Origin of the sequence: Streptomyces sp. WAC05374 (assembly GCF_004353505.1) — a bacterium.
GTDB lineage: Bacteria > Actinomycetota > Actinomycetes > Streptomycetales > Streptomycetaceae > Streptomyces.
Map to the genome: position 1 here is coordinate 16,315 of NZ_SMNQ01000001.1, position 22,968 is coordinate 39,282.

Sequence of the window (22,968 nt, forward strand, 5' to 3'; positions counted from 1 at the left end):
GCTTGTAGGCTGCATATTCCAGCCGGGAAAACCTGCCGCGAAAGGGCGCCGCATGGCTGTAGTGCACGCTGCCATTCTCTTCGATCTCGACGGAACGCTGGTCGACTCCTACGGAGACGCCGAAGACTGCTGGAACGAGTGGGCTGAATCCGTCGGCCTGGGCGACACTTTCGACCTCGCCCCCTTCTACGGACAGAAACGCGCCGACATTATCCGCACGCTTCTGCCGCACCTGACGCAGCGGGAAATTGACGACCACGCCGAGCGGGTCCGTCAGGCCGAACGGGTCAGGGTGGACAGAGTCGTCGCTCTCCCCGGAGCGGCCGAGGTGCTGGCCGGCCTGCCTCCCGAGCGGTGGGGGATCGTCACCTCCAACGACACGGAGGTGGCACAGGCCCGGCTGCGCAGCGCGGGTCTGCCCGTCCCCGACGTCATCGTCAGCGCGGATAACGTGGTCCACCCCAAACCCCACCCCGAAGGATTCCTCCTCGGCGCCGAAAAACTCGGTTTCGACCCCGCCTCGGCGGTAGGGATCGACGACTCCCCCATCGGTGTCACTGCCGCCAAGGACGCGGGTATGACGGTCGTCGCCGTGCGTTTCCGGCACGACGTGAGCGAACTGCGCAATGCCCACGTGGTCGCCGACGGAGTCAAATCCATCGAGTTCCGTACGCAGCCTGACGGCATCACCCTCGCCATCGACGGAGTCGCCCTGTGAACACCCGAATATCCCCCAGTATTCTCGCCGCCGACTTCACCCGCCTCGCCGAAGAGGCGGCCGCGGTCGCCGATGACGCCGACCTTCTCCACGTCGACGTCATGGACAACCACTTCGTGCCCAACCTTACGGTCGGGTTACCCGTGGTGGAATCGCTCGTGAAAAACGCGCGGCTCCCCCTGGACATCCATCTCGGTGTCTCCGACCCCGACCGCTGGGCCCCCGGCTACGCCGAGGTCGGCGCCGGCAGCGTCACCATCCACGCCGAGGCCACCCAGGCCCCCGTTCGCACGCTGCGGGCCATCCGCGCCGCGGGCGCCCAGGCAGGGCTCGCCCTCAGCCCGGCCACGCCCCTCCAGCCGTACGAGGGGCTCCTGGACGAGGTCGACACCCTGCTGATCATGACGGTGGAGCCGGGCTTCGGCAGCCAGAAGTTCCTGGACTTCACCCTGGAGAAGGTCCGCCAGGCCCGCACGCTCATCGACAACGTGCGCCGCTTCAGCGGCCGGGAGGTGCCGCTGTGGCTCCAGGTCGACGGTGGCGTCAACGAAAGCACCATCGCGCGCTGTGCCGAGGCCGGTGCCGACTCCTTCGTGGCCGGATCGGCGGTCTACGCCGGTGCCGACCCCGGAGCCGCCGTGCGCGCCCTGCGTGCCCGTGCCACCGAAGGCGCACGCTCGGTCGGCGCCCGCGCCTGACAAGGCATCCGGCCACCGACACCACCCCGCACGCTCACGAAGAGGAAGGCACACGCATGGGACGGGTAGAGGGCAAGGTCGCCCTGATCACCGGAGCCGCGCGCGGCCAGGGCCGTTCGCACGCCGTCCGGCTGGCCCAAGAGGGCGCCCACATCATCGCCTCGGACATTTGCGAGGAAGTCGGCAGCACGCACTACTCCCTGGCGACCTCCAAGGACCTGGAGGAGACCCGGCGCCTGGTCGAGAAGGAGGGCGGCAAGATCCTCACCTTCGGGGCCGACGTGCGCAAGCTGGACCAGATGGAGGCCCTTGTCCGGGCCGGGCTCGACGAGTTCGGCCACATCGACGTGGTGTGCGCCAACGCCGGCATCGGTTCGCTCGGCCGCTCGTGGGAGCTGACCGAGAAGCAGTGGAACGACATGATCGACGTCAACCTCACCGGTGCCTGGCACACCGTCAAGGCGGCGATCCCGCACATGATCGAGGCCGAACGCGGCGGTTCAGTGATCTTCACCAACTCCGTCGCCGGCACGCTGGGCCGGCCGAACATGTCCCACTACGCCGCGTCCAAGCACGGACTCGTGGGACTCATGAGGTCCCTGGCGAACGAGCTGGCCCCGTACTACATCCGCGTCAACAGCATCCACCCGGGGAACGTGGACACCGACATGGTCCAGAACGTCACCGGCCGGCGCCTGCTGCTGCCGGACGTCGAGGACCCCTCCCGTGAGGAGTTCGCCGCGGCGGCCGCCGAGCTGAGCGTCATTCCGGTGCCCTGGGTGGAGAGCAGCGACATCAGCAACGCGGTGCTGTGGCTGGCCTCCGACGAGGCACGCTACGTCACGGGCGCCACGCTGCCCGTGGACGCCGGAGCCGCTGTCAAGGCATGACCACACGAGGAGCCATTCCCCCCATGAACGATGCGTTACGGCAGCTGACCGAACTCGGCGTGTCCATCTGGCTGGACGACCTGAGCCGGGAGCAGCTCACCACCGGCGCTCTTGCGTCCGTCCTGCGCGACCGGCACGTGGTGGGCGTCACCACCAACCCGTCCATCTTCCACCAGGCCATCGCCGGCGGCACCGGCTCCGCCTACGACGGCGACCTGCGCGACCTCGCCCTGCGCGGCGTCAGCGCCGAAGAGGCCGTACGGGCCCTGACCACCGCCGACGTGCGCGCGGCCGCCGACGTGCTGCGTCCCGTGTACCAGCGCACCGACGGCCACGACGGGCGGGTCTCCCTGGAGGTCGACCCCCGTCTCGCCCACGACACCGACGCCACCCTGGCGGAGGCCCGCCACCTGTGGTGGACGGTCGACCGGCCCAACCTGCTCATCAAGATCCCCGCCACCCCGGCCGGCCTTCCCGCCATCAGCCGGGCGATCGCCGAGGGCATCAGCGTCAACGTCACCCTCATCTTCTCCATCGACCGCTACCGGGCGGTGGTGGACGCCTACCAGACCGGCCTGGAAGAGGCGCTGGGCAACGGACGCGACCTGTCCGTCATCGAATCGGTGGCCTCCTTCTTCGTCTCCCGGCTGGACACCGAGACCGACCGGCGCCTGGAGGAGATCGGCACCCCCGAGGCACTGGAGCTGCGCGGTCGGACCGGGATCGCCAACTCCCGGCTCGCGCACAAGGCGTACGAGGAGACCGTGCGCTCCCCGCGCTGGCAGGCTCTGCAGGCCCAGGGAGCCAACGCCCAGCGCCTGCTGTGGACCTCCACCAGCACCAAGAACCCCGCCTACCCCGACACCCTCTACGTCTCCGAACTGGTCACCGCGGGCACCGTCAACACGCTGCCCCCGCAGACCCTGGAAGCCGTCGCCGACCACGGCGACGTCCACGGGGACACCGTGCGCGCACACCACGAGGACGCCGCCCGCGTACTCGCCACGCTCGGCGAACTGGGGATCGACTACGACGAGGTCGTGCAGCTCTTGGAGGACCAAGGCGTCGCGGCGTTCGCGAAAGCGTGGAACAGCCTCCTGGAGAGCGTCGAAGCCTCCCTGGTCCGCCTGCGCGGCTCGCACGAAGCCCGGTGAACACCGCCCCATGACCCGCTCCGCCACCCCCACCACCGAGACCGGACCACGGGTGTCACGCGCCTTCGTGGTCCGGCTCGGCCTCGCCTACCTCGGGCTCTACAGCGCCGTTCTCTCCGTGGCGCTGGTCACCCTGGCCCTGCGCGTCGAGCACGTCGACCCCGAGCACAAGGAGACCAGCCTCGCCGTCGCCGCCGCCCTCGGGGCGCTCGTCGCGCTGTTCGCCAACCCCCTCGCGGGGCGGCTGTCGGACCGCACCGCCTCCCGCTGGGGGCGCCGCCGCCCCTGGCTGGTGTGCGGGGTCCTCGGCGGCACCGCGGGACTGGCCGTCGTCGCCCTGGTGCCGTCCGTCGCGGCCATCACCGCCGGATGGTGCCTGGCCCAACTGAGCTTCAACGCCTCCATCGCCGCGCTGGCGGCCACCGTGCCCGAGCAGGTGCCCCTCGCCCAGCGCGGCACCGTGTCGGGAGTGATGGGCTTCAGCCAGCGCCTGGCCGTGCCGGTGGGCATGGGGGCGGCGGCCCTGTTCTCCGCCGGCCCGGCCGGTTTCCTCGTGCCCGCCGCTGCCGCGATTGGCTGCATCTGCCTGTTCGCGCTGCCGCTGAAGGACTCCCGCGCACCCGCGGAGCGGCGCCCGTTCTCGGCGAAGGAGTTCTTCGGCAGCTTCTGGACCGACCCGCGCAGCCACCCGGACTTCGGCTGGGTCTGGCTGACCCGGTTCCTGACCTACTTCGCCTCCGTGGCCCCCGTCCCGTACCTCGCCTACTACCTCAGCTCCCGCGTCGGCCTCTCCAGCGGCTCCGTGGCCATGACCGTTGCCCTGCTGACCACCCTCAACTACACGCTCAGCGCCGTGACCGCAGCCGTGTGCGGATGGCTCTCCGACCGGCTGAACCGGCGCAAGGTCTTCGTCACCGCGGCCGCCTTGTTCCTCGCCGCCGGTCTCGCCCTGCTGGCCGTCTCCACCACGCTGCCCCCGGTGTATCTCGCCCAGATCCTGCTCGGCATCGGGTCGGGGTTCTACTTCGCCGTCGACATGGCCCTGGCCACCGAGGTCCTGCCCAGCTCGGACGACGTGGGAAAGGACCTCGGCGTCATCAATAGCGCCGACGTGCTGCCCCAGTCCATCGGTCCGGCCCTGGCCCCCGTGCTGCTGGCCATCGGGTCCGGCGGGAACTATCCCGCCCTCTACCTCTTCACCATGGTGGTCGGCCTGCTGGCGGCCGTCACCGTCACCCGCATCCGCACCGTGCGCTGAGCACACCCGAAAGGACATCCCATGATCTACGAGTACGCCTACCTCTCCGTCACCCCCGGCCAGGAGGAGGAGTTCGAGCAGACGCTTCTCGCCGCCGCGCCCATCCTGCGGTCGGCCGAGGGCTGCCGCTCCGTCGAGCTGCACCGCGACGTGGAGACAACAGGCGCCTACCTGCTGCGCGTCGGCTGGGCCACGCTGGAGCACCACATCGAGAAGTTCCCGAAGAGCGAGCAGGCCCCCCGCTTCGCCGAGGCGATCGAGCGCTTCTTCGACAAGGAGCCGGTGTTGCGCCACTTCGCCGCCGATCCCGTGGGCGCCCCGGGCGCGGCTCCCGGGGCGTGAAACGCGTCCGCGGAGCCCGGTGGACGCCCGCGCCCGCAGGGGTCAACAACCGGCAGCGCGGCAGGTGATCATGATGGCGGGGACATCCCTGCCGCGCCGTGTACGGCTGCTCGGAGCGGGCGAACACTGATCACCACGGAGGAAGAACAGGCACGAAGCACCCGCACACCGATGAGGTCAGCGGCGGCCGCGAGGCCAGTCCCGGCTGAGCCGAAGAAGAGCAAGAAGCCGTTGCCCAGCTCCGTAAGCGGTGCCTGGAGCTGTCCCTGGAGGTCAGCCGCCATCCCTTCCGGGCAGAGGTCGAGACGGACAAGCGTTGCGCAGGCCCGCTCGGAGCCGAAGAAGCTCACGCGCGCCGCAGCCACACCGACCCCTGACGTCACCGAAGCCGCCTAACGACCGCCTCTACGACGATCCCGACAGGACCGAGCCCGTGTCCGACCCGCTGCCACCCCCGTACCCGCCTGACGACGAGCGGCTGGCCGACATCGAGACGTACCTGACCGTGCGGCTCATGTACGTACGGCAGGCGCGCGCAGCGGAAGCCCGACGCCGCGAGATTCAGCAGCGGACCGCTCCGCCACCCCCGCCGCCGTACCTGATCCAGCGCGGCCTGGACGGCCACCCGCACACCGGTGGCCGTCCACCTGGGCACGTGCGTACTCGTGGCACGGGCGCTGCCGGGGTGTCCGAGCAGGCTGCTCGGCGGGCCCTGGCCGACCGGATCGACGCCTGCGCTGTGTGCAGGCCAGACACCGAACTCGGCGTGATCGACGGCTAGAGGCTCCGCCGGTCACCAACCCGTCCGAACAGCACACCGATTCGGTGAAGCAGCAGTACTCTTCAACCAAGCTCGCGAAGCCGCGAATCGACCAGCGTCCGTGGTCAGGCCAGGCCCTTGCGACGACGGCGGTTGCTACGAAGCGCCGATCAGCGAGGGGGCGATGCCACGTGCTCGTTCCGCCATATGCGTTGGATCACCACCGCGACTCCCAGTACAGGGCATGGCTGGCCGCACGCACGGGGGGTGCTCCATTCGTCGTGTACTTCCAAGACGACCCGAAGTTCGAGTAGTACAGGGATTTGGCACCGGTGGACAGCACACGCAGCTCGCTGTGATCGATCTTTTCGGACTTGTCGTAGCGCACGAGGTGTTGCGCGCTGTCGGTCGTCGGGGCAGCGCTACGGAAATTTTTGAGCCCCACAGTGGTGTCGGCATTGGACCCAATGAGCGTCCAGTCGGTCCCCTGGGCAGATTGCGGCAGCTTTTCGGCTTGCAGCCAGTTTATGAACCCGGAGCCGATCTGCATCTCCTTGCATTGCAAGGACCACGACCCGCAATCGCTGCGTAACCCGTGGTGCGGAGTTCCAAGGGTCACTGCGTCCTCGACGAAGATGTAGTCAGGCCACCTTTCCGTTGCTCCGTAGCGCTTGACACCGAGCAGGGCGGCCCGCACGATCAGCCCACCCATGGAGTGGCCCACCAGGTCAACACTCTTGCCGTGGCTGGAGTAATTGTCGTAGATATCCCAGGCCAGGCGGCGGCCGAGCTCCTGCAGGGAAACGTCACGAGTGCCATCAAGCCGCGCTAGGTTGACGTCGCAGCCGGTGTCGAACCGGTAGAAGCCGACTTTGCGGAACTGAGTCTCTTGTGCCCACCCCCACGACCTCATCGCTTCGGTGAAATCGTCCCACCGGCTCGGGCAGCTAACACCCGGCGGCAAGAACTGCGCGGGAAAGAAGCCTTTAACGAGGTAGACCGTCTCGTTGGAGCTGTTGTTGCGCGGCGGTGGCGTCGGGCCGGGAGCCGCTGTCGCGTTCGACGCGCCGATCCCCAACACCATAGCCAGACATAACGCCACTACAGCGAAGATACTTCCTGGACGTCTCATCGTTCCCCCTCGACCGCGCCCGACTCTCCATCTCCCCGTGCAGGGCCTCCCCCGCCCAGGGTTACGTCCCTTGGATGATGGCAATGACACGAGCGGCTGTCCATAGAACCTTGCAAAACGGTTGCCGGATCCCGTGGCGTGCCGTAGTAGAGAGGTACTGGCAGTTGCTGGGGGCGCGCCGAAGGGGGGAAAAGGCGCAGTTGAAGCGTGCCGGATCGGTGGAGCGTCAACGGGCATTGACGTCCTACAGCCGGGTACAGTACAGGCCGAGGTTGGCCAGATCGCGATGGCAGCGTTCCAGACCGAGTCCCCGTATCCAGGGAGCGCTGGCGGTCCAACGCGGCTTCGGCCGCCAGCTCATTGCGGCAGCAGATTCCCCCAACATCGCCGAGCTGCCCCGTGCAGTCGCTTCGTGTGGGAATCAGCGGACTACGTCCCACACGACACCGGGGGAGCGCCGCTCAACACATCGCTGACCAGGTGCTGACCTGTGCCCGCTGTCGTCTCGGTCGCCTTTCGCACACCTCCTGAGCTCGACAAGAAACGCAGGCGACAGACATCTCATGCCTCCTACCGACAGTGATCACCCATAGTGTCCAAGCCGCCCGGATTGCGTAGAGTCAGCCGACACGACGGGTGCGCATCGAGCGCGGATTTCTTCGTTTCCGCAGGAGGCAGCGCACAGCGAATCGCGGATCCTACACCCCGTACCGTGAGAGTCCTGGAGACCCCGTGCTGCCCAGCCTGCTTGCCGTCGCCGCCCACCCGGACGACGAGTCGCTCCTCGCCGGAGGCGTCCTCGCCCAGCACCACACCGCCGGGGCCCGCACCGCGGTCGTCACCGCCACCTGGGCCCCCGACAGCCGCAGAGCGCCCGAACTCGCCGCCGCTCTCGCCGTCCTGGGCGCCGGAAGTCCGCGGCTGCTCGGCTACAACGACGCCCGCAACCCCGAGGCCTCCCCCGGCCGGCCCCGGCTCGTCGACGCTCCCCTCGACGAAGCAGTCGGCCGCCTCGTCGCCCACATCCGCGACTTCAAGCCCGAGATCGTGGTCACCCACGACGCGGTCGGCCAGTTGACCGGCCACCCCGACCACGTACGCACCCACCAGATCACCCTGCTCGCCGTCGAAGCCGCCGGCCTCGCCTACCTGTACCCGGATGCGGGCGCGCCGTGGCAGCCGACCGCGGTGTACGCCGCCACGCACCCCGAGTCCGGCGTCGGACTGCTCCGCCCCCTGCTCGAAGGGGTGGGCAAGACCGTCCTCGCGGTGCCGGACTCGTACGTGACCACCAGCGTCGACGTCACCCCCTGGGCCGACGTGAAGTGGCGCGCGATCCTCGCGCACGACGGCGAGGTCGCCCGCGAACGGACCCTGCCCGGCATCCTCGCCCGCCTCCCCGAAGCCGACCGCGCCCAGATCATCCGGACCGAGCACTTCACCCGGCTCACCCCCGGCCCTGCAAAGGGGGACCCGGATCAGACTGACCATCTGACAACCCGGCCCCTGTCCGCCCCCTTCACCGTCCGGGCACTTACTTATCGGAGAGAGATGACGACGACTTCCGCACCCGACGAGCCTCCCGGCGTCGCTATGAACGAGGAGGCGTACGGGGCGCTGCGCGCCTCGCACGCCCTGTGGGCCGGCACCTCTGTGCTGATCACCGACCAGCGAGGACGGGTGCTGCTTCAGCGCGTGACCTACCGACCCGCCCGTCTGCTGCCCGGCGGCGCCGTGGACAAGGGCGAGTCCCCCGCGCAGGGCGCCAGCCGCGAGCTGGAGGAGGAGCTCGGCGTTACGGCGACCGTCACCCGCGGGCTGGCCGTCGACTGGGTCTCCCCCGCCGGCCGCACCACGCCGCCCGCCATGCGGGAACTGCGGCCCTCCAGTGGCCCCTTCGGCGGCTGCACCAAGGGCGAGCACCAGGTCGACCACCGCATGCCCAGCAACGTGCCCAGCGCCTGGCGCTTGGCGCCATGACCTCCCGCCCGCTGTGCCCTCGCCCCCGGCGTCGTGCCGACGTCTCGTGACCTGCTGTGCGGTGCGTCGTTGCACCAGGCATGATTCGTCGCAAAACGGCCGTCTTCACCACCGCTGCCGCTTTGGGCACTGTCGTTGCCGCTGCCGGTCCCGCCTCGGCCGGAGGCGTCGGAGACTTCCTTTCACCCGCCTTCGGCACCTCCTGCGGCAACCACAACACGGGCGCCCGCATAGGGGGCACCACCACGCATGGCACCGGCGCGGCGAACGGCAATCTCGCCGGTCTGCCGATCAGCAGTGCTCTCAACCAGTGCGGCGGCGCTGACCTTTCCCCTCGTCTACACAGCCTTGCTCGATCGGTTGATCTAGACGCCTTGGCTGAAAGGGAAGAGTTTCTCAAGGCCGTCAGGGCTGGTCGTTAGTCGGCGCCGGGGGGCGCGTTGGGGCTCCTTGCCGGGTGCCCTACGAGGCGGTGCTCGAATCGCCACTCGCGATCTTCCGCCTGTATGCCACGCCTGGTTTGCAAGGTCGGACCCTCTATGGGAGTGCGGAGTGGCTTTAGAAAGCGGGCGTGCGCGGATTCGTGGTGTGGGGATCCTCGGGTACAGACAAGCGGAGTAGTGCATTTGCAGGCGGCAGCGGTGCCATCCTTCGGATGTCAGCACCATTTTCCAGCAGTCAAGCCGGACAGGCCGCACCCGCGTTCGTGTGTACCGGCCGACGGGACACCGCCCAACACGGCCACGGGCCTGTCATACGCCCGCCCAGGTCACCACACGGTCCGAGCGTGCAGCGTGGTTCAGTGTGACGGGATGCGGCGGAGCAGCCGTTATTGGAGTTCGTGTGCCCAGAGGGCCGTGTTCGGCGGGGGCTCCGTGCCGTGCTGGAGGTATCCGAGGAGCGCCACGGCGGCTCGTGCCTCACCAGCGGTGAGCAGCGGCAGCCGGTCGCCCGGTTCGTCCATCAAGAGATCAAGGTCGTTCACACCAGGCCAACCACTGGTCACAGCCATTGGCTAAGGGTTGCGGCCAGCAGGGTCCGCTTTGTAGCGGACGGCGAGCGGTTGATTCCTCCCGCATTCGACCGCGCGCCGCTGCCTGTGATCGGGTCTACGCGGCCCGAGCCCCCGCATGTCAGTGTCGCGGTTGATCGTCTGCTGTGTCCCAGGGCCAGGCGACGAGGGCCGTGTGCATCAGCCGGGCGGCAGTGGAAACGCGGGCGTCCGCGGCCCGGTGGAGGGTGAGCGTGCGGCGGCAGGCGTCGTCGTCGACGGCGATGCAGGCGACCGGGACGCGGATGTCGGTCTGGAGGGCCATGGCGGGGATGAGCGTGAGGCCCATCCCCGAGATGACCAGGGCAGCGGTGGCGGCCAGCTCGTCGCCCTCGCAGACGATTCGCGGCTTGAGCCCGACGGCCTCGAACAGCCGGTCGAGCAGGCGGCGCTGCCAGTGACCCGGCCGCGGCGCGACGAACGGCTCGTCCCGTAGCTCCCCGACGGCGACCGAGGAGCGTCCGGCGAGCCGGTGACCGGGCGGGGTGGCCAGCCACACCTGCTCGTCGTGCAGGGGAACGCTGTCCAGTCCGTCGCCGGGGATCGGCTGGGAGGCGACGCACAGGTCGACCTCCCGCGCGTGCAGGGCGCGGTGCATGTCGGAGGCCGGGAGTTGGTAGAGCTGGACGTCGACGTCTGGATGGGCCCGCTTGAACGCCGCGAGCGGGCCGGTGACCGTCAGGAAGGTCTCCGATGCCAGGCACACACTGCCGACGCCGCCGCGGGCGAGTTCGGCCACGGCACGCCGTCCCGCCTCCAGCTCCCCGAGGGATCGTTCCACGTGCTCGTAAAAGCGCCGTCCCGCTTCGTTCAGCTTTAGTCGGCCACCCCGATCGAACAGGGGCGCGCCCAGTTCGGACTCCAGACGCGCGATGGTGCGGCTGAGTGACGGCTGGGCGACGCGCAGCCGCTCTGCCGCGCCGCTTAGGTGCTCCAGCTCCGCGACGACCAGGAACTGCTGAAGCGCATGCAGATCCACTGCCGCCCCTCCTTCAAAGCACCACGAGCATAGCCACCTTGCAATACTGCTCACCCGACGGGTGGTCAGAGGAGGGACCCGGCCGTGGACTTCCCTACGGCCCCCGGGGCCACGCAGGCGACGGTCCCGGGAGCCGGATCGGAGCGACCTCATGCCTGCGGAGGCATAACGCCATAGCGGAATTGATCTTGGACGCTGCCACTGCACCGCCCATAGCGTCGACGGTGTCCGAACGGCCCGTCAGATGGGGAGGACCAGCCATGGTCACCGAAGGAAGCCCGCGCCACACCGCCAACCGCCGCACCGCACTCACCCGGACCGCCGCCGTGTCGCTGGCCGCCGCGGCGGTCGGCGTCCTCGCCGCCACCGGCGCCGAAGCCGGCACCCCGGCCCGCGCCAAGGTCGAGATCGTCGAGGCGCAGCTCCGCACCGATCAGTGGCATGTCATCGACGCAGCCCCGGAGGGGCCGAGCCTCGGCGACCAGGACGTCTACTCCGGTACCGCGCTCAAGGACGGCCGCAAGATCGGCGGCGGCGGAGGAACCTGCCAGGTGATTCACGTGGACGGCGCGGACGTCACCACGCAGTGCGTGCTCACCATAGAGCTCGAATGCGGCTCCGTGACCCTGCAGGCGCTGTGGACGAAGGGACCGAAGCCGCTCGACATGGCCGTCACCGGCGGAACCGGCGCGTACCGCAACGCCCGCGGCACCGCCCGTTTCTGGGACATCAACACCCCGACCGAGCGCGTGCGGGCCGAGATCCTCCTCTGACCCCTCGTCCCGGTACCCGAACTCGCCGTCCGCTACGAAGCGAAGCGTGCTGGTCGCAGCTTCAACGAATGGCTGTGACCAGCACTTTCACAACACGCCCTAAAGGGTGTTGCAGAAGGTCGGGCTTCGGCAGGACGAAGCGGCGCCTGACCTGCTGTTTCACCGTGTCATGGCGAGGTTGTGCATGGTGGCGACGGCCTGGACCGCGTGGTGGAGGCCGTCTCCTTTCTGGCGGCAGTCGCGGAGGATGTTCCAGTTCTTCATCCGGGCGAAGGTGTGCTCGACGCGTGCACGGACGCGTCGGTGTTCGGCGTTGTCTTCCTCCTGGCCGCGCAGGAGGGGACGTCCGGCCCTTCTGCGGTGCGGCACGATCAGGCCGGTGCCGAGGTAGGCGCCGTCCGCGATCACCGTGGTCCCGGCCGCCGTGGCCGGCAGGCCCGACTCCCGCCACACGTGGGCGTCGGCCTTGTTGCCCGGCGCGGGCCGGGCCGAGGCGATGACCAGGCGGCTGTCCGCGTCGATGATGACCTGTACGTTCGCCGAGAACCGGTAGTTGCGGGAGGAGGCTGCGACGGCGCGGTCGCGGACCGGGATCAAGGTTCCGTCCACGATCCACAGCCGGTCCACGTCGGCGACCGGCCGCGGGGCGGGCTCCAGGGCCAGCAACGGCCGCAGGCGGTGGATGACCCGGCAGACGGTGGCCGGGGAGATCCCGAAGAGCGGGGCGAGCTGCCGCATGGTGAGATTGGTGCGGTAGTGAACGGCAACCAGCAGGACCCGGTCGGCCAGCGGCAGACTCCACGGCCGGCCACCGCCGGGACCGTTCCCGCCCCGCTCCTTCACCACTCTCACCAGCTTCGCGAAACGGTCGATTCGCAAGCCCGTGAACGTCTCGACCCACACCGCGTCAGCCCTCAACACCCCACCCCCACAGGAGAAATCCCCGGAACTGAGGCTTCTGCAACACCCTTTAAAGGGTGTTGCAGAAGGCTTGGTGGCGGGAATTTTGCCTGTATGGCTGGGGTGTTGAGGGCTGAGCCGGTGTGGGTGGAGACGTTCACCGGGTTGCCGATGGGGCGCTTTGAGAAGCTGCTTCGCGCGGTGCGGGAACGGGGCGGCAACGGTCCCGGTGGTGGCCGGCCGTGGTGCCTTCCGCTGGCCGAACGGGTGCTGCTGGTGGCCGTGTACTACCGCACGAACCTTACGATGCGGCAGCTCGCACCGCTTTTCGGGTGCTCGCCGGCCACCGTGTGCCGGGTCATTAAGCGTCTGCGACCCCTGCTCGCGCTGGAGCCGGTGCCGAGGCCGGTGGCGGGCGTGGAACGGTTATGGATCGTGGACGGCACCTTGGTCCCGGTTCGTGACCGAACGGTCGGCGCCTCCTCGCGCAACTACCGGTTCTCCGCGAACGTGCAGGTCATCATGGATGCCGACACCCGCCTGGTCGTGGCATCAGCCCGACCGGCGCCCGGGAACAAGGCGGATGCGCATGTCTGGCGCGAGTCCGGCCTGCCCGCCCTCGCGGCAGGCACGACGGTGATCGCGGACGGCGCTTACCTGGGCACCGGACTGATCGTCCCGCACCGCAGGAGAGCCGGGCGCCGCCTCCTGCGCGGCCAGGAAGAGGACAACGCCGAACACCGGCGCGTGCGTGCCCGCGTCGAGCACACCTTTGCCCGGATGAAGAACTGGAAGATCCTCCGCGACTGCCGCCAAAAGGGCGACGGCCTCCATCACGCCGTCCAGACCGTCGCCACCATGCACAACCTCGCCTTGGCCGGGTGAAACAGCACGTCAATCGACACTCAGCCTCGCCCGCACTAAGCCTTCTGCAACACCCTTTAGTCGCCCGGTCGTGCAGGGCGATGGGGTGTTACGAGGCGGTGGGCCAGGCCCGCAGCACAGCGGCGATCTTCTCGGCGGTGCAGGCCGGGTCGAGGAGCAGGTCTTTGAGGGCGATGGCGTCCTCGCGGTCGGGCTTGACGGAGATCCCGGCTGCCTCGAGGTACATGACGCCTGTCGCCGCGGCGACGGCCATGTTGGAGCGTTCCAGCCAGCGGCACCGGCCCAGTGTGTGCACGAGGGCGGCTGCCTTGGCGTAGGGGCCGTCGTAGACGGGGTGCTCGAACAGTTCGGCACCGTGACGGGCGACCGCCGAGACGGGAACGCCGTAGTCGTCGGGTGCCGGATCGTCCGCTCCGGCGGCCTCGGCGACCTGCAGGATCCAGGGAACGTCGATGTGCAGTTCCATCAGGCCGCGTGTGCTCCCCGGGGTGCCTGCTGGGCGTTCTCGGCTTCGTCGAAGACGCTTTGGTGTTCGGCCAGGAAGCGGGCGGCTGCGTCGACCGCGCGGGCGCGCAAGCCGCTGGCATCGTCCTGCACAAGCCTGGCGAGGTAGTCACCGATGCTCAGCCCGAGGTCGGCGGCTCGCTTCTTCGCAAGTTCTGCGACGTCGGCATCCACGCGCGCGCCTAGCTGTGTCTTCGCCATACCAGAATGGTAACAGACGTTACCAGCCCGGTGGGGTGACAGCGTCAGGAGAGGCAGCCTCCCGGTCCAGCCCCTAGTGCGGCGAGCGTGGTCGCCGGGGAGCTGGCCTGTGTGGTGCCTACTGGTGCGCGCCTTGGTGATCCAGACACCGATCCTGACTGGGTCGCCGGCGCGGATGATCTCGCGGGCTCCGCCGGCGTGGCCCTCGCGGGGCCGCCGGGTTGTTGAGCCGACGATGACGGACTCGGGTTCTAGAGCGCCAGCCGACCTCGCATATCTGGCGGATCCGGCGAAGTCGCCCCGGGCATGCAACTCGGCCCGGGCGGTGTCGGCAATCAACAGACGTTGTCGTCCCCGTGGCCGTGGGGGGCGGGTATCACGTGGGTCCCGGGCCCCGCGCGCGGGCGTCAGGAGGCTTCGCCGGCGGTCCGGACCGGGTGGCGTAGTCGAGCGGCGCAGCTCGTTGACGGCCGTATGCGGGGGTGGCCCCGCGTGTTCGGGTCAGGGCCTGAAAGCCCTCGGCCGGCTGTAGGGCTTCGCTGGAAGGTGTGGCGGTCTTATCGCCGAACCATGGCCGTCTGAGGGATCGGAGTGGGACAATGGGCGGCCTGGACTCGTGCGAGCGCGGGGGTGCTGGATGGGGCAGGCTGGACGCTGGCTGGCCATCGGTGTGGCGTCGCTGACGGTGTTCGGGTTGTGTGTGTGGCTGGGCGATGTGGTGCTGCCATGGGAGCGACCGGAGCGCATTGCCACGGGTGCGGGTGCGGGCGCGGTGCTGGGGGCGGTGCTGGCGGCCTGGGCGGTGGGGTGGATTGGCTCCCCAGGTTCCCCGACCCCACGCCGAGCTCGGAGCGGTGCGGTGGCGCCTGGTGAGCGGTCAGCGGCGGTCGGTGGAGATAACCACGGGACGATCGTGACCGGGGACGGGAACACGGTGCAGCGGTGACCGATCCGGAAGGGCTGTCCGCCGCTGGCGCGCAGGCGGCAGCAATCGGCGGGGACAACTCGGGGATAGTGGTCACCGGGTGCCACAACCGGGTCGAGCAGCGCACCGTCGTGCTGCGCGCAGGAGCTCTGCGGGCAGCAGTGGAGGACAGCTCCGTGGCGCGGGTGAACAACTTGCGCGCTCCGGACAGCCGGGTGTTCAAGGGTCGCGAGGACGTCCTGGCTCAGTTGGGGCAACTGCCGTCGGTCGGCACGGGGATCGTGGCGCAGAGCGTGCGAGGCATGGGCGGCGTCGGCAAGAGCACGCTGGCGCTGCACCACGCCCGCCGCCACCGGGACAAAGGCGGCGGCCCGGTGTGGTGGATCGACGCCGGGAAACCGGAGCAGATCACTGCGGGGCTGGCCAGGCTGGCCGCCGCGCTGGACCCGGTGCATGGGGCGCTGCCGCTGGAGGACGCTGCCCAGTGGGCGGTCACCTGGTTACAGGGCCGCACCCGATGGCTGCTGGTGTTCGACAACGTCGAAGAACCCGCCCACCTGCGACCCTGGCTGGGAAGGCTGAGCACCGGGCAGGTGCTGATCACCACCCGTCGTGACCTGCCCTGGCAGGACCTGGACACCGCCCTGTACCTGGACACTCTGGCTCCGGAGGCGTCGCTGGCGGTCCTACGAGACCTCACCGGGCGCCGCGGCCACGACGACACTGTGCCACTGGCCGACCTGGCTGAGGAGCTGGGGCACCTGCCGCTGGCGCTGCAGCAGGCCGGCGCCTACCTGGCTCAGACCCGCACCCACCCTGCCGCCTACCTGGACCGGCTGCGTACCGATCCGGCCACCACCTTGGCCACCACCGCCCCCGGTGACCCTCACCAACGCACCATGGCGCGCCTGTGGAACCTCACCCTTACCGCGCTGCAGGCCGCTGACCCGAACGCGGTGGAATTGCTGCGGATTTTGGCCTACTGCGCGTCCGACTCACTGCCCCGCGATGTTCTGGCCCCCGCCCTGCCGACTACGCACGCGGTGGATCAGGCGCTGGGACTGCTGGCCGCCTACAGCATGATCACCCTCACCGACACCGCCGTCGTCGTCCACCGTCTGGTCCAAGCCGTCCTGCGCACCACCACCCCTCCTGGCGCACCCGCACCCCGGCCTTCACGGCTGCGGCGCCTCCTGCCCGGCCCCCGCCCGAAGACCGCACCCCACCCCAGCGCAGTCGCCCTGTCTCTGCTCCACCGGGCAACACCCTCCGACAGCCCCGCGGAGGTCCGGTGCTGGCCTCGCTGGCAGGACCTTCTTCCCCACGTCCACGCAGTGACCGGCCACTACGCTGGCGCCCACCCCTACCCGCAGACGGCGCAGCTTCCGGGTGGGGCCGCCTCATATCTCCGGGCCCGCGGTCAGGCCGCCCAGGCTCTGCCGCTAGCGGAACGGGCATTGCAGGTCAGCGAGGCGGTGCTGGGCCCCCACCACCCCACCACCGCCATCCATATGAGCAACCTCGCCGGCACACTGGGAGAGCTGGGTCGGCACGCGGTAGCCCTGCCATTGAGGGAGCGGGCATCGCGCGTCACCGAGGCGGCGCTGGGTCCCGGCCACCCTGCCACCGCCATCCGCCTGGGCAACCTTGCCCGAACGTTGATGGAGCTGGGGCGGTACGCGGAGGCCTTGCAACTGGCCGAACGAGCGCTGTCCATCAACGAGGCCACCCTGGGCCCGGACCATCCCACCACTGCCATCAGCTTGGGCAACCTCGCCCGCATGCTGGGGGAATTGGGGCGACACACAGACGCCCTTCCGCTGGCGGAACGGGCCTTGCGCGTCACCGAAATGGTGTCGGGCCCCAGCCATCCCGAAACCGCTGCTCGGCTGAACATTCTCGCCCGCACGCTGGAAGACCTGGGGCGACATGCGGAAGCCCTGCCCCTGGCAGAGCGGGCCGTGCCCATCGCCAAGGCCACCTTAGGACCCGACCACCCCGCCACCGCCGCCGCTCTGGGCCACCTAGCCCGCACGTTGGGAGCGTTGGGGCGGCACACCGACGCCCTGCCCCTGGCAGAGCGGGCGCTGGCCACCACCGAAGCCGCGCTCGGTCCCGACCACCCCGACACCGCTGTGCGCCTGGACAGCCTCGCCCTTCGGTTGGGGTCGCTGGGGCGGCACACCGACGCCCTGCCCCTGGCAGAGCGGGCGCTGGCCATCACCGAAGCCGCGCTCGGTCCCAACCACCCCAACACTGCTGTGCGTCTGGGCAATCTCGCCCGTACACTGTCGGATCTGGGGCGACACGCCGACGCCCTGCCGCTGGATGAACGGGCGCTGGCCATCACCGAAGCCGCGCTGGGTCCCGACCACCCTGACACCGGCATCCGTCTGAGCAATCTCGCCGACATCTGGGTGGAGCTCGGGCGGCACACCGACGCCCTACCGCTGGCAGAGCGGGCGCTGGCCATCATCGAAGCCGCGCTGGGTCCGAACCACGAAACCACCGTCCTCCACCGGAACTACTTGTCCGACCTTAGACAGATGCCGGCTGGCGACAACGACGCTCCTTAAGCCGGGGCCCGGAGGTGATCCCTAGGTGGCGGGCGGCGTCAACGGACTTGGCGTCAGCGGCGCTTAAAGAGCGTTTTGTCCCGGCGGGAGTGTTTGAAAAGGGGCCGGTCGCCTCTCGCTTGGGCTGCGTCGAGCTGACGTGAGGCAGCTCTGACAAGATGACGCGATGTTCGATTTTGGCATCGAGGGCTACCAGCCGTTGTGGTTGAACCGCCGGAGTGAGGTCGTGCGGGAGCATGCGCATCGCCTGCGTGGTCTTGCCGGCCGGACTCTGACGAGAGTCTGGATGGTCTGGGACCGCCAGGACGACGAGTGGTTCTGTGACTGCCCGGTCTTGTTCGACTTCGAGGGCGAGCAGGTCGAGATCAATCATCACAAGTTCGATGATCTTTCCCTCACGTGGAACACGATTGACCCCAGTGGCCCTGTCCGGTGGACCGGCTTCGACCTGCAGTGGCGTTCCGAGCCTCTTCCCGGACTTCAGGCTGTGCGGGGGCTGTCTCTCAATGGGGTCGAACTGCTCGAGTGGACAGGCAGGGATCTGGCTCAGGGAAACGCCGATGTCAGCTTCGTCTTCGAGACGAGTCGGGTGACCGTCTTCAATGCTCTCGACGAGAATGGGCTGAGCTTCGCCTCGCCTGATCAGCATCAGCGCTCGCACCCGCTCCACTGAAGCCTCTGGAGTCAGGCATATCGCCAGTTCAGGGTGGGTTCCTGGGTGAGCCTGCGGCTCATGAGGTCGATCAGGAGGGTGGCACGACCTCGCTAGAGAGGCACGCCGACTGACCTGCTGCCAGATGACCGGGCCCGGGCACCCACCCGGGCCGTTGGTCTGTCAGACGACCGTTCTGCCTGCATTGCGGATCAGCCGTTGGAGCACCTTCACTGTGGTGACGTAGTCCGCCTCGTCGATACCCTCGTGGAGGGCGGCACGGATCGCCGGCGCGTTGCGCGCGAGGTCGACGCGGGCCTGTTCACCATCCTCGGTGAGCCACAGCCGGTCTTCGGCGTCCCGGGCCAGCCAGCCGCGTTCGAGGAGCACCTCGGCCTCCGCCGCCAGATCGTCCTCGGGTCGAATGTAGGAGGTCATGGCCTTCCTCAGCTCGGGCAGCGTCATCCCCTCGCCGTTGGGCGAGATGTCGTTCACGGACAGGTTGCCGCAGCAGCCAGAACTGGGGTTGGGTATAGCCCTTTTCGACCTGCTGGGCCCGGGTGTATGCGATGAGCGCCTCGTAGGCGACACCGGTCCAGTACGCGGCGGGCTGTCCGGCCAGATCGGCGTCCGAGCTCTGCTGGGTCGTCATGGTTTCCCTCCTGGTGCTTCGGTGCGGAGCCTGCACGCTGGGCAGGTCATGCACGGACCGTAGGACCTCAAGTGCAGTTGAGGTCAAGGGGATGCTCGGCATCGCCCGCCTCCACAACCTCACCCTCGCCAGGTAACGGAAGGACGAGCTGGTCATCGAGCACGCCATCGATCATTTACGGGACAGCCCTTGCCTCGTCCTCAGGACAGCAACCTGAGGGCGAGGCGACCACCCGATCGGCCGGACAACGCTCGTCGCTGGGGAGGGGCGACTGCGTCATCAGCGTCCCCCAAGGCGCCGCTGATGACGCGGTAGGGCACTATCGCCACATACCCCAGTTCTGGGTGGCGGGTACGGGGCTGGCGCAGGACCACAGCGTCATGGTCGTGCCGTTGGAGGTGCCATTTCCATAGCCGGTAATGCACTTGTTGCCCCAGTACGTTCTGGTGTTTGTCTGGGAGTAGTACCTGTCGCCGACGTCGAAACGCTGCACCTCGTTATGGGGAGCACCGCAGGTCCACAGGGTCAGCACGGCGCCATTCGTGGCGTAGGCATTGCCACGGGGCGTGACGCACTTACCGCTCCTCCAGTGATGGAGGAGCCCATCCTTCCACTGGAAGGTCTGCATATCGCTCTGCGTGCAGTCCCAGAAGGTCAGCTCAGTGCCGTTGGCAGTGCTATTGCCTTTCGGGGTGGCGCACTTCACGCCGCCCCCCACATACGCAATCAGTTCGCCGCTTGCCTCCACGGAGGCGTGCGCAGACGTCGTGCTGGCCATGAGAACGGCGAAAGCGGCCATGGTCAGCGCTGTGAATCTGCGGATCGTCTTCTTCATGAGGTTGCATCCCAGAGTTGAGTTGGAAGGTGCGCTTGCGCGACTGCCGAGGCCTCGCTGCCTCGACGAGCCGCGCCCGGGCTTATGCCACTTCGATGACCCGTCCCTCGATGGCGCGGCTTTCGAGCGGCACAAGATCTCCTGCTCAACGCTAAGGCTGACCCCGTGACGTTTAGATGGACCCCACACGACACAGGAGGGGCCTGGCACGCCACAGGGGGACCAATCACGCCATCATCCTGGATCATCACGCCAAAATGCCGCCGCGGCCTGGCGCTCTACCATGATCTATGCTGTCCACCCGTGGTCACGCGTGTGCATCAGGGGACGATGTCCTCCGCCCTTATCCGTATGAGCGTCGAAGCGGCGCGCTTGGTTCGCGTGCCCAGCCATGGATACGCCCAGCTCCTGGGGCTGACGCCTGAGCACCTCAATGACGACCAGTGCCGCATACCCTCGGCTACAGGCCTCCGACTCGCGGAACTGACGGCCAGGCACGTCTCATGGCCAGAACAAGCCATGCTGCTGGTGCAGCAGTCGAAGCTCGGTGCTCTCGGCGTGTGGGATTATCTGATCACGGCCGCCCCCACACCCCTCGAAGGCATCCACGACGCCGCCGACTACTTCGCCACCGTCGCCGACGTCAGCACCGACAGACTCGAGATCGCGGTCGACGGTGGACTCGTGACCATCAGCCACCTGAACCAGGCCGACATGGACCACGAAGCCGCGTGCGCCATCAGAGCCTACGGCCTTGGGCTGTATCGCCAGCGACTGTCCGAGGCCGCACGGCGCAACCTCATCCCCGTCAAGGTTACGCTGGCAGCAAAGGCCCCCCGCTGCCACGACCTGCTGATCGAGCTGTATGGCACCCGCGCCATCACCTTCGAGGCTCCCACCAGCACGATCACCTTTCTTACCGCCGACCTGACGACACCAACAGTGCATGCCCAGCCGGGCCTATCCACGCTGCTGCGAAGACACGCAGACCAGACACTTGCCACGGCCATCCCACTGCACAGCTGGCTGGACCTCTTCCGCACAACACTGAGCTCCGTCTATGACGAGGCCACCCCCACGCTCGGCGTAGTAGCTCAACGCATGAACCTCAGCGTGCGCACGCTCCAACGCCGCCTCAGCGAGCATGGCAGCACGTGGAACGGCGAGATCGAGACCCTCCGCCGCGACCACGTTACGGAGCTCCTCCTTCACACGACGCTCAGCGTCGACGCCATCGCCGCACGAACCGGCTACGCCGACGCCCGCACCGTCCACCGAGCCGTCCAACGATGGCACGGGACCACACCGATCACACTGCGCCGGACTGGCTTGCGGAGCTGATACCTCGGCCTCCGCCAGGGTCTCGTAGGTGCGTAGACGACGGGTTCGGGAGCTGTGCTGGGCGAGCATCAGGAGCTCGCGGTTGCGCTGGCGCTGTGCGTCGGTGAGCAGGCGGGCCTTCGCGTTGTGGCGGTGCCAGAGCGGGGAGGCGGGCGGCTCGGGGTAGGCGAGGGCGTGGTCGACGTCGCGGGTGCTGCTCATAAGGGTCTCCTGGTGGAGGGTTCAGGCGTAGTCGTCGTCGCGCCGGTACTTGGGCTGGCTGTCGGAGGTGAACCGGCCGAGGCGTGCCTCGGTGGGGTTCGCGGCGATCCGGCTTTCGGCGCACTCCTTGTGTGCTGGCTCCCCGTAGTGGGAGCGCAGAGGCGTGGGCTTGTCGCACAGGACGCAGGGGCGGGACTGCTGGCCGTCGAAGTGCCGGCTGTCGCGCCATTCGTGGAGATCGCCGGGAGCCGGGACGAGGCCCGGCTCGAACAGCGGCTTGCCTCGTTTGCGGTCACGGCGGCAGGTGGGGCAACTGCTGGAGCACCTCCGTGACCAGGTCCGGCGACGGCCGCCACGGGCCGAGCTGCCCCCGCTCGATCAGGATGGGCAGCGCGAGCTCCTGGACGTCGTCGAGGACCAGGTGCCAGACGCCGGGCTGCGCCCATGGGGAACAGGGCGGCGAGCCCTTGGGGTCCTGGTGGGAGCCGGTGATGCGGGCGAGGCCGACCACCGCGCCGGTCACCAGGTCCCGGCCGCAGATCGTGCGGGCGACCAGCGGCTCGCGCAGGGTGGTGCGGTCGATCTGCTTGGCCGCATGCAGCAGTACCCAGCCCGGTCGCCACGACGGCTGGGGCCGGTTCTCCACAATCTTCTCCCCGGTCAGGATGCGGGCGGTGGCGTGGTTCGCCGAGGCCGGCACGCCGCCGGTGCGGCCGGGGGCGGCCCGGGTGCCGGAGCGGCCAGTGGCCGCCGTGCGCGAGGCGTGGTGTGGGCGCCGCAACGCTCGGCGTCGCTGAGGCTGGTGGAGTTCGCGCGCAGCGCGGCCGGGGCGGGCGAGGAAGGGCAGGACGCGCTGTACGCGGCCGCCGGACGGCTCATGGGCTCGTACCGCGGGGCGGCTAACCCCACGCTGGTGCGCGCGGCGCTCGAAGCCGGCGGGGACGTGCCGACCGAGGCCGAGGGGCCGGACGCCAAGAGCATGGTGCACATGGCCGCCGCGATCGGCCTGGGAGCGCAGGAGGTCGGGGCGGACGCGCTGGCCGAGGGGTTCGCCGCCTTCGGCATGTTCGGGCTGACGGCCGAGGGCTGGGCACAGATGCTGGGGTCTCGTCGACGGCTGGCTGAAACGGGAGCGGTCTGCGTTCGGACGGGCCGATCCCCGGGTGGTGACCGCGGTCAAGCGGGCGCTGGAGGAGCAGCAGGGACGTTCGACGGGGACGCTGAGCCGGTTGCGGTGTCAGGTGGGGTGGTTGGTGGAAGACGCCCACGGGCCCGGGGCGGTGGCGGTGCCGCCGGTGGCCACGTTCAACCGGCTGGTGCGGTCCGTCGCCCAGCAGGAAGGGCTCGCGTTGACAGCCGCCGGCCAGCGGCGGCGGGCATCTCGGCCGGAGCCGGTGTTCACTCCGACCGTCGCGACGCAGGGGAGCTGGTGATGATGGACAGCACCCTGCTGGACGTGATGTTCGTGTGCGAGGACGGCAAGGCTCGGCGGCCGGAGCTGACGATGGCGGTGGACGTGGCAACCCGCAGCATCACAACGCTTCGAGGGCAACCAGCGCTC

The 22,968-nt window shown here is 69.0% G+C and carries 21 protein-coding genes and 2 pseudogenes; 14 read left to right on the top strand and 9 right to left on the bottom strand.

Going from position 1 to position 22,968, the window contains the following annotated elements:
- Positions 1 to 52: 52 nt before the first annotated feature.
- The 7 genes from E2B92_RS00085 to E2B92_RS00115 all read left to right on the top strand — a co-directional run bounded on the left by E2B92_RS00085 (position 53) and on the right by E2B92_RS00115 (position 5,841).
- Positions 53 to 718, top strand: a complete 666-nt coding sequence (locus E2B92_RS00085) for an HAD family hydrolase (RefSeq protein WP_160159709.1) — start codon at positions 53 to 55, stop codon at positions 716 to 718.
- A complete protein-coding gene (rpe, locus tag E2B92_RS00090; RefSeq protein WP_126882899.1) occupies positions 715 to 1,416 on the top strand; it encodes a ribulose-phosphate 3-epimerase in 702 nt (233 codons plus the stop codon). The genes E2B92_RS00085 and rpe overlap by 4 nt, the downstream gene beginning before the upstream one ends.
- A gap of 56 nt (positions 1,417 to 1,472) precedes the next feature.
- Positions 1,473 to 2,306: a mycofactocin-coupled SDR family oxidoreductase gene (locus E2B92_RS00095; protein ID WP_126882898.1), complete on the top strand. Its 834-nt coding sequence runs from the start codon at positions 1,473 to 1,475 to the stop codon at positions 2,304 to 2,306.
- Between the two features lie 23 nt (positions 2,307 to 2,329).
- Positions 2,330 to 3,460, top strand: coding sequence for a transaldolase (gene tal / locus E2B92_RS00100; RefSeq protein ID WP_126882897.1), 1,131 nt, complete (start codon positions 2,330 to 2,332; stop codon positions 3,458 to 3,460).
- A 10-nt stretch (positions 3,461 to 3,470) separates the two neighbouring features.
- Entirely contained in the window at positions 3,471 to 4,718 is a 1,248-nt protein-coding gene (locus E2B92_RS00105) for an MFS transporter (RefSeq protein WP_126882896.1), read from the top strand.
- Positions 4,719 to 4,739: 21 nt separating this feature from the next.
- Positions 4,740 to 5,060 (top strand): antibiotic biosynthesis monooxygenase family protein, encoded by a 321-nt coding sequence (locus E2B92_RS00110; protein WP_126882895.1) that lies wholly within the window; start codon positions 4,740 to 4,742, stop codon positions 5,058 to 5,060.
- Between the two features lie 433 nt (positions 5,061 to 5,493).
- Entirely contained in the window at positions 5,494 to 5,841 is a 348-nt protein-coding gene (locus tag E2B92_RS00115; RefSeq protein WP_126882894.1) for a DUF6233 domain-containing protein, read from the top strand.
- A 196-nt stretch (positions 5,842 to 6,037) separates the two neighbouring features.
- Here the strand turns inward: E2B92_RS00115 and E2B92_RS00120 are convergent, their stop codons facing one another.
- On the bottom strand, positions 6,038 to 6,904 hold the full coding sequence (locus E2B92_RS00120) for an esterase/lipase family protein (RefSeq protein ID WP_160159710.1): 867 nt from the start codon (positions 6,902 to 6,904) through the stop codon (positions 6,038 to 6,040).
- 780 nt (positions 6,905 to 7,684) lie between these two features.
- Here E2B92_RS00120 and E2B92_RS00125 point away from each other — a divergent pair.
- Both E2B92_RS00125 and E2B92_RS00130 read left to right on the top strand, forming a co-directional pair.
- Positions 7,685 to 8,416 (top strand): annotated as a pseudogene (locus tag E2B92_RS00125) (PIG-L family deacetylase); the annotation flags it as partial.
- 129 nt (positions 8,417 to 8,545) lie between these two features.
- The gene (locus E2B92_RS00130) at positions 8,546 to 8,932 is read left to right on the top strand and encodes an NUDIX domain-containing protein (protein WP_235023683.1); all 387 of its coding nucleotides are present in this window, start codon (positions 8,546 to 8,548) and stop codon (positions 8,930 to 8,932) included.
- Between the two features lie 829 nt (positions 8,933 to 9,761).
- On the opposite strand, the gene E2B92_RS32550 is transcribed toward E2B92_RS00130, so the two are convergent.
- Positions 9,762 to 9,899, bottom strand: coding sequence for a hypothetical protein (locus tag E2B92_RS32550; protein ID WP_160159711.1), 138 nt, complete (start codon positions 9,897 to 9,899; stop codon positions 9,762 to 9,764).
- A gap of 166 nt (positions 9,900 to 10,065) precedes the next feature.
- Positions 10,066 to 10,962: a LysR family transcriptional regulator gene (locus E2B92_RS00135; protein WP_126882891.1), complete on the bottom strand. Its 897-nt coding sequence runs from the start codon at positions 10,960 to 10,962 to the stop codon at positions 10,066 to 10,068.
- Between the two features lie 260 nt (positions 10,963 to 11,222).
- Here E2B92_RS00135 and E2B92_RS00140 point away from each other — a divergent pair, with 260 nt between their 5' ends.
- Positions 11,223 to 11,735, top strand: a complete 513-nt coding sequence (locus E2B92_RS00140; protein ID WP_126882890.1) for an allene oxide cyclase barrel-like domain-containing protein — start codon at positions 11,223 to 11,225, stop codon at positions 11,733 to 11,735.
- 159 nt (positions 11,736 to 11,894) lie between these two features.
- Here E2B92_RS00140 and E2B92_RS00145 read toward each other — a convergent pair whose 3' ends face one another.
- Positions 11,895 to 12,656 carry a transposase gene (locus E2B92_RS00145; protein WP_126882889.1) on the bottom strand — a complete coding sequence of 254 codons (762 nt, stop codon included), beginning with the start codon at positions 12,654 to 12,656 and terminating at the stop codon, positions 11,895 to 11,897.
- 93 nt (positions 12,657 to 12,749) lie between these two features.
- Between E2B92_RS00145 and E2B92_RS00150 the strand changes: the two genes are divergently transcribed.
- On the top strand, positions 12,750 to 13,520 hold the full coding sequence (locus E2B92_RS00150; RefSeq protein ID WP_133087343.1) for a transposase: 771 nt from the start codon (positions 12,750 to 12,752) through the stop codon (positions 13,518 to 13,520).
- 88 nt (positions 13,521 to 13,608) lie between these two features.
- Here the strand turns inward: E2B92_RS00150 and E2B92_RS00155 are convergent, their stop codons facing one another.
- On the bottom strand, positions 13,609 to 13,986 hold the full coding sequence (locus E2B92_RS00155) for a fic family toxin-antitoxin system, toxin component (protein ID WP_126882887.1): 378 nt from the start codon (positions 13,984 to 13,986) through the stop codon (positions 13,609 to 13,611).
- Positions 13,986 to 14,225, bottom strand: a complete 240-nt coding sequence (locus E2B92_RS00160) for a hypothetical protein (protein ID WP_126882886.1) — start codon at positions 14,223 to 14,225, stop codon at positions 13,986 to 13,988. Before E2B92_RS00160 ends, E2B92_RS00155 begins: the two co-directional genes overlap by 1 nt.
- A 942-nt stretch (positions 14,226 to 15,167) precedes the next feature.
- Between E2B92_RS00160 and E2B92_RS00165 the strand changes: the two genes are divergently transcribed.
- On the top strand, positions 15,168 to 17,726 hold the full coding sequence (locus tag E2B92_RS00165; RefSeq protein ID WP_126882885.1) for a tetratricopeptide repeat protein: 2,559 nt from the start codon (positions 15,168 to 15,170) through the stop codon (positions 17,724 to 17,726).
- Between the two features lie 166 nt (positions 17,727 to 17,892).
- Positions 17,893 to 18,399 carry a hypothetical protein gene (locus tag E2B92_RS00170; RefSeq protein ID WP_126882884.1) on the top strand — a complete coding sequence of 169 codons (507 nt, stop codon included), beginning with the start codon at positions 17,893 to 17,895 and terminating at the stop codon, positions 18,397 to 18,399.
- A 162-nt stretch (positions 18,400 to 18,561) separates the two neighbouring features.
- On the opposite strand, the pseudogene E2B92_RS00175 reads toward E2B92_RS00170, so the two are convergent.
- Both E2B92_RS00175 and E2B92_RS00180 read right to left on the bottom strand, forming a co-directional pair.
- A pseudogene (locus E2B92_RS00175) lies at positions 18,562 to 19,030 on the bottom strand (MarR family transcriptional regulator).
- Positions 19,031 to 19,349: 319 nt separating this feature from the next.
- A complete protein-coding gene (locus E2B92_RS00180) occupies positions 19,350 to 19,865 on the bottom strand; it encodes an RICIN domain-containing protein (protein ID WP_126882883.1) in 516 nt (171 codons plus the stop codon).
- Between the two features lie 351 nt (positions 19,866 to 20,216).
- On the opposite strand from E2B92_RS00180, the gene E2B92_RS00185 reads away from it, so the two are divergent.
- A complete protein-coding gene (locus E2B92_RS00185; RefSeq protein WP_160159712.1) occupies positions 20,217 to 21,206 on the top strand; it encodes an AraC family transcriptional regulator in 990 nt (329 codons plus the stop codon).
- A 493-nt stretch (positions 21,207 to 21,699) separates the two neighbouring features.
- Here E2B92_RS00185 and E2B92_RS00195 read toward each other — a convergent pair whose 3' ends face one another.
- Positions 21,700 to 22,107, bottom strand: a complete 408-nt coding sequence (locus E2B92_RS00195; RefSeq protein WP_126882931.1) for a hypothetical protein — start codon at positions 22,105 to 22,107, stop codon at positions 21,700 to 21,702.
- Positions 22,108 to 22,968: the final 861 nt, after the last annotated feature.